Source organism: Streptomyces regalis, from assembly GCF_001509475.1.
Taxonomy (GTDB): Bacteria; Actinomycetota; Actinomycetes; order Streptomycetales; family Streptomycetaceae; genus Streptomyces; species Streptomyces regalis.
In genome coordinates, this window is record NZ_LLZG01000146.1 from 1 (window position 1) to 5,123 (window position 5,123).

Genomic DNA, 5,123 nt, shown 5'->3' on the forward strand with positions numbered 1-5,123 from the left:
CTGTGAGGCGAAGCCCCGTGTGGGTGGGTGGGGATCGGGATGGCCGTGCCCGGCCCCAACCGCCAGCCGGGCTGGGATGCACGGACTGGCGCTGGGAAGTGACCGTCGGCGCTGTGAGGCGAAGCCCCGTGTGGGTGGGTGGGGATCGGGATGGTGGTGCTTGGCCTCGAACGCTGGATGGGCTGGGATGCATGGGCCGGCTTTGAAAAGCGAAACCCGCTGTGGGTGGCGGGTGGGGCTGGGGATGGTGTCCGTGTTGTCCTCGAACGCCGGACCGACTGGATTGTCGGGACGGCGTGGGGAAGCGGGTGGGTGGGGGCAGGTCGGCCGTGTCCCCACGTGGGTGGAGCTCGGGACGGCTACGTTCCCTCCGCTGGGGCCGGGACGGCACCGTGCCCATGGTGGGTGAGGTCGGGGCGGCAGCACTCCCTCCGCAGATGGGGGCGGAAGGCAATGTGCCCACGGTGGGAGGCGCCGGGACGCAGCGTTCCCCCGGGAGGGGCTCGAGATGGATGGGCTCAGTCTTCGGTGCCGGATCGGGTTGAGGGTGTTGGTGCGGGCAGGTACGGGGCCGTCGATGGCAGGCCGAGGTCCGATGGGAGCAAGGAGCCCACCCAGCAGTCACGGTGTACGCCCTGGTGGACGATGGCGGAGCGGAGGGTGCCCTCGAGGGTGAAACCGGCGCGTTCCGCCACGGCGAGGGAGGGGCTGTTGCCGACCTCCGCGCGCCATTCCACGCGGTCGATCGAGAGGTGGACGAAGGCCCAGCGGGACGCGGCGAGGACGGCCTCGGTGATGTAGCCGTTGCCGCGGTGTTCCTTCGTGCCCCAGAAACCGATCTCGGCCCCGCTGATGGAACGCATCGTGAGACCGAGCATGCCCACCAGGTCCTCCCCTTCGGGGAGGAAGAGTCCCCAGGTGAACATCGAACCGTTCCTCCAGCCCTCGGGGGCCAGTTGGTCGGTGAAGCTGTGGGCGTGCTCGTACAGGTAGGGCGAGGGGAGCGTGGCCCAGCGCTGGATGTCGGGGTCCTGGGCGGCCTCGTACACGGCGTCGGTGTCCTTCGGGCCGACCGTGCGCATCAGGAGGCGGCCGGTGGTGAGCGTGACGGGTTCCATCGGCCGATTCTGCTCCGGGGGGCGTGGCACATGCCATCCGCACTGAGCGGAGAGTGAGCGTGTGATCGCATTTCGCGCAATTCGTGGGCGGAACGCGGCACCATCTGTGACCCCCGGCCGTTGTCCCCTTTGACGGAGATTTGAAGCAGCGGACGGTCGGCGTCACCGGCAGGCTCCCGGCGTGGCGGGGTCCTCGCATACGATGGCCGTTGCTCAGTCAAGTCAAATGGAAACCGACCGTCCCAGGCCCGACCGGCAAGGAGACCAACCCCCGTGTCCGTCCTCTCGAAGATCATGCGTGCAGGCGAAGGCAAGATCCTGCGCAAGCTGCACCGCATCGCGGACCAGGTCAACTCCATCGAAGAGGACTTCGTCGACCTCTCCGACGCCGAGCTGCGGGCCCTCACCGATGAGTACAAGCAGCGGTACGCCGATGGTGAGAGCCTGGATGATCTGCTCCCGGAGGCCTTTGCCACCGTGCGCGAGGCCGCCAAGCGCGTCCTCGGGCAGCGGCACTACGACGTGCAGCTGATGGGTGGCGCCGCCCTCCACCTCGGCTATGTCGCCGAGATGAAGACCGGTGAGGGCAAGACCCTCGTCGGCACGCTGCCCGCGTATCTGAACGCTCTTTCCGGAGACGGCGTTCACCTCATCACGGTCAACGACTATCTGGCCGAGCGCGACTCCGAGATGATGGGCCGCGTCCACAAGTTCCTGGGTCTGTCCGTCGGCTGCATCCTCGCCAACATGACGCCGGCCCAGCGCCGCGAGCAGTACAACTGCGACATCACCTACGGCACGAACAACGAGTTCGGCTTCGACTACCTCCGCGACAACATGGCGTGGTCCAAGGACGAGCTCGTCCAGCGCGGCCACAACTACGCCATCGTCGACGAGGTCGACTCCATCCTCGTCGACGAGGCCCGTACGCCGCTGATCATCTCCGGCCCGGCCGACCAGGCCACCAAGTGGTACGGCGACTTCGCCAAGCTGGTCACGCGCCTGAAGAAGGGCGAGGCGGGCAACCCCCTCAAGGGCATCGAGGAGACCGGCGACTACGAGGTCGACGAGAAGAAGCGCACGGTCGCCATCCACGAGTCCGGTGTCGCCAAGGTCGAGGACTGGCTGGGCATCGACAACCTCTACGAGTCGGTGAACACGCCGCTGGTGGGCTACCTGAACAACGCCATCAAGGCGAAGGAGCTCTTCAAGAAGGACAAGGACTACGTCGTCATCGACGGCGAGGTCATGATCGTCGACGAGCACACCGGCCGTATCCTCGCCGGCCGCCGCTACAACGAGGGCATGCACCAGGCGATCGAGGCGAAGGAAGGGGTGGACATCAAGGACGAGAACCAGACCCTCGCCACGATCACCCTGCAGAACTTCTTCCGCCTCTACAACAAGCTCTCCGGCATGACCGGTACGGCGATGACCGAGGCCGCCGAGTTCCACCAGATCTACAAGCTCGGCGTGGTCCCGATCCCGACCAACCGGCCGATGGTACGCAAGGACCAGTCGGACCTGATCTACCGCACCGAGGTCGCCAAGTTCGAGGCGGTCGTCGACGACATCGCCGAGAAGCACGAGAAGGGCCAGCCGATCCTCGTCGGTACGACGTCGGTCGAGAAGTCCGAGTACCTGTCGCAGCAGCTGAGCAAGCGCGGCATCCAGCACGAGGTGCTGAACGCGAAGCAGCACGACCGTGAGGCGACGATCGTCGCCCAGGCCGGCCGCAAGGGTGCCGTGACGGTGGCCACCAACATGGCCGGTCGTGGTACGGACATCAAGCTCGGCGGCAACCCCGACGACCTCGCCGAGGCGGAGCTGCGCCAGCGCGGCCTCGACCCCGAGGAGCACATCGAGGAGTGGGCCGCGGCTCTGCCCGCCGCCCTGGAGAAGGCCGAGCAGGCGGTCAAGGCGGAGTTCGAGGAGGTGAAGAACCTCGGCGGGCTCTACGTCCTCGGCACCGAGCGGCACGAGTCGCGTCGTATCGACAACCAGCTGCGCGGTCGTTCCGGCCGTCAGGGCGACCCCGGTGAGTCGCGCTTCTACCTGTCGCTCGGCGACGACCTGATGCGCCTGTTCAAGGCTCAGATGGTCGAGCGCGTGATGTCGATGGCGAACGTCCCGGACGACGTGCCGATCGAGAACAAGATGGTCACGCGCGCGATCGCGTCCGCCCAGTCGCAGGTCGAGCAGCAGAACTTCGAGACCCGTAAGAACGTCCTGAAGTACGACGAGGTCCTCAACCGCCAGCGCGAGGTCATCTACGGCGAGCGGCGCCGCGTCCTCGAGGGCGAGGACCTGCACGAGCAGGTGCAGCACTTCATGGACGACACGATCGACGCGTACGTCGCCGCGGAGACCGCCGAGGGCTTCGCCGAGGAGTGGGACCTGGACCGGCTGTGGGGTGCCTTCAAGCAGCTCTACCCGGTGAAGGTCACCATCGAGGAGCTGGAGGAGGCGGCCGGTGACCGCGCCGGGCTGACCGCCGAGTTCATCGCCGAGTCCATCAAGGACGACATTCACGACCAGTACGCGGCGCGTGAGGCGCAGCTCGGCTCCGAGATCATGCGTGAGCTGGAGCGCCGGGTCGTCCTGTCGGTCCTGGACCGCAAGTGGCGCGAGCACCTCTACGAGATGGACTACCTCCAGGAGGGCATCGGCCTGCGCGCGATGGCGCAGAAGGACCCGCTGGTCGAGTACCAGCGCGAGGGCTTCGACATGTTCACCGCGATGATGGAGGGCATCAAGGAGGAGTCCGTCGGCTACCTGTTCAACCTGGAGGTCCAGGTCGAGCAGCAGGTCGAGGAGGTCCCGGTCGAGGACACCAAGCCGGTGGCCGACCTGGAGAAGAAGGACGCGGTGCCGGCGCAGGCGGGCGCGCGTCCCGAGATCCGTGCCAAGGGTCTCGATGCCCCGCGCCGCCCGGACCGGCTGCACTACACCGCTCCCAAGGTGGACGGCGAGGGCGACATCGTCGAGGGCGACTTCACCAACGACGACGAGCCGGTGCGCTCCGAGGCCGACGGCCTCACGCGCGCGGAGCGGCGCAAGCAGTCGCGTGGCGGTCGGCGTCGTAAGAAGTAGCGCCGGCGCCGGGTGAGAGCGCCGCACGGGTATGGCGCCGTCGGGAAGACGGTGCCGGTACCTGTGCCGGTGCCTGCGGCGTCGTAGCGACTGGAAGGGCCGGGTCTCCGTTGGGAGCCCGGCCCTTCGGCGTGCGTGGCCTGCTGCGGCTCTCGGCGACCCGCGGTGGTGGTCAGTCGTCGGCCGGGCGTGGCCTGCGCGGGCCGCCCAGTTCCACCGCCGTGCAGCGCCAGCGGAGGTCCCCACCCTGTTCCAGGCGGAATGCCATGGCGCGCACCTGGTCCCCGGCGCCGATGCGGGCGAAGGCCTCGATGGCTCCCGCACGGGGCTCGAAGTATCCGATGTCGCGGATGACGGGGCGAGTGCCGCGGGCGCGCAGGGGGCTGCGTTCCGCGAGCCAGACGAGTTCGTCGTAGGCGCGGCCGATGGTGTGGCGGAGCATCGAGTGGACGGGGCGCTGACCGCTCAGGACCAGGAGCAGGCGGTCGGCGAAGACGTCTGTGGGGCGGGGTTGGGGGATCTGGGCGATCGGCCTGCGAGAGGCCTGCGCCGGGACGAGGTGGGGTGCGTGGGCCCCTTGCCTCGCCGGGGCTTGCGGGGCGCCCCAGGTCGGGGCCGGGGCGGCCGGGTGGGCCATGCGGACCGACGCCGGTGGGGTGCCGAGCTGCTCCGGGGCGGGGGCCGACCCGACGGCACGACTGCCCGCAGGCGCCGCGGACACTGCAGCCGGCGGAGGTACGTGGGCGATTGCGCTGATGCTGCCCCCGGTGGTGGGCGGCCGGTTGTCGGCGGGCCTGGTGCGGGTGAGGGGGTTTGCCGTGCCGGGTGAGTTCGGTGGGCGGCCGTCGGGTGACGTCGTACGGGATGCGCCGTGGCTCGGTGTGCGGGGTGGGGTGCCGCCGGGGCGGCGGG

General features: G+C 68.9%; 3 protein-coding genes. 1 reads left to right on the forward strand and 2 read right to left on the reverse strand.

Annotated elements, in window-relative coordinates; all coding sequences use genetic code 11:
- Positions 1-518 precede the first annotated feature (518 nt).
- On the reverse strand, positions 519-1,118 hold the full coding sequence (locus tag ADL12_RS19680) for a GNAT family N-acetyltransferase (protein ID WP_062703986.1): 600 nt from the start codon (positions 1,116-1,118) through the stop codon (positions 519-521).
- A 273-nt stretch (positions 1,119-1,391) separates the two neighbouring features.
- Here ADL12_RS19680 and secA point away from each other — a divergent pair, with 273 nt between their 5' ends.
- Positions 1,392-4,211: a preprotein translocase subunit SecA gene (secA, locus tag ADL12_RS19685; protein ID WP_062703987.1), complete on the forward strand. Its 2,820-nt coding sequence runs from the start codon at positions 1,392-1,394 to the stop codon at positions 4,209-4,211.
- Between the two features lie 172 nt (positions 4,212-4,383).
- Here secA and ADL12_RS56530 read toward each other — a convergent pair whose 3' ends face one another.
- Complete coding sequence (locus tag ADL12_RS56530) at positions 4,384-4,932, reverse strand: Rv3235 family protein (protein ID WP_062703988.1); 549 nt, start codon at positions 4,930-4,932, stop codon at positions 4,384-4,386.
- Between the last annotated feature and the right edge of the window lie 191 nt (positions 4,933-5,123).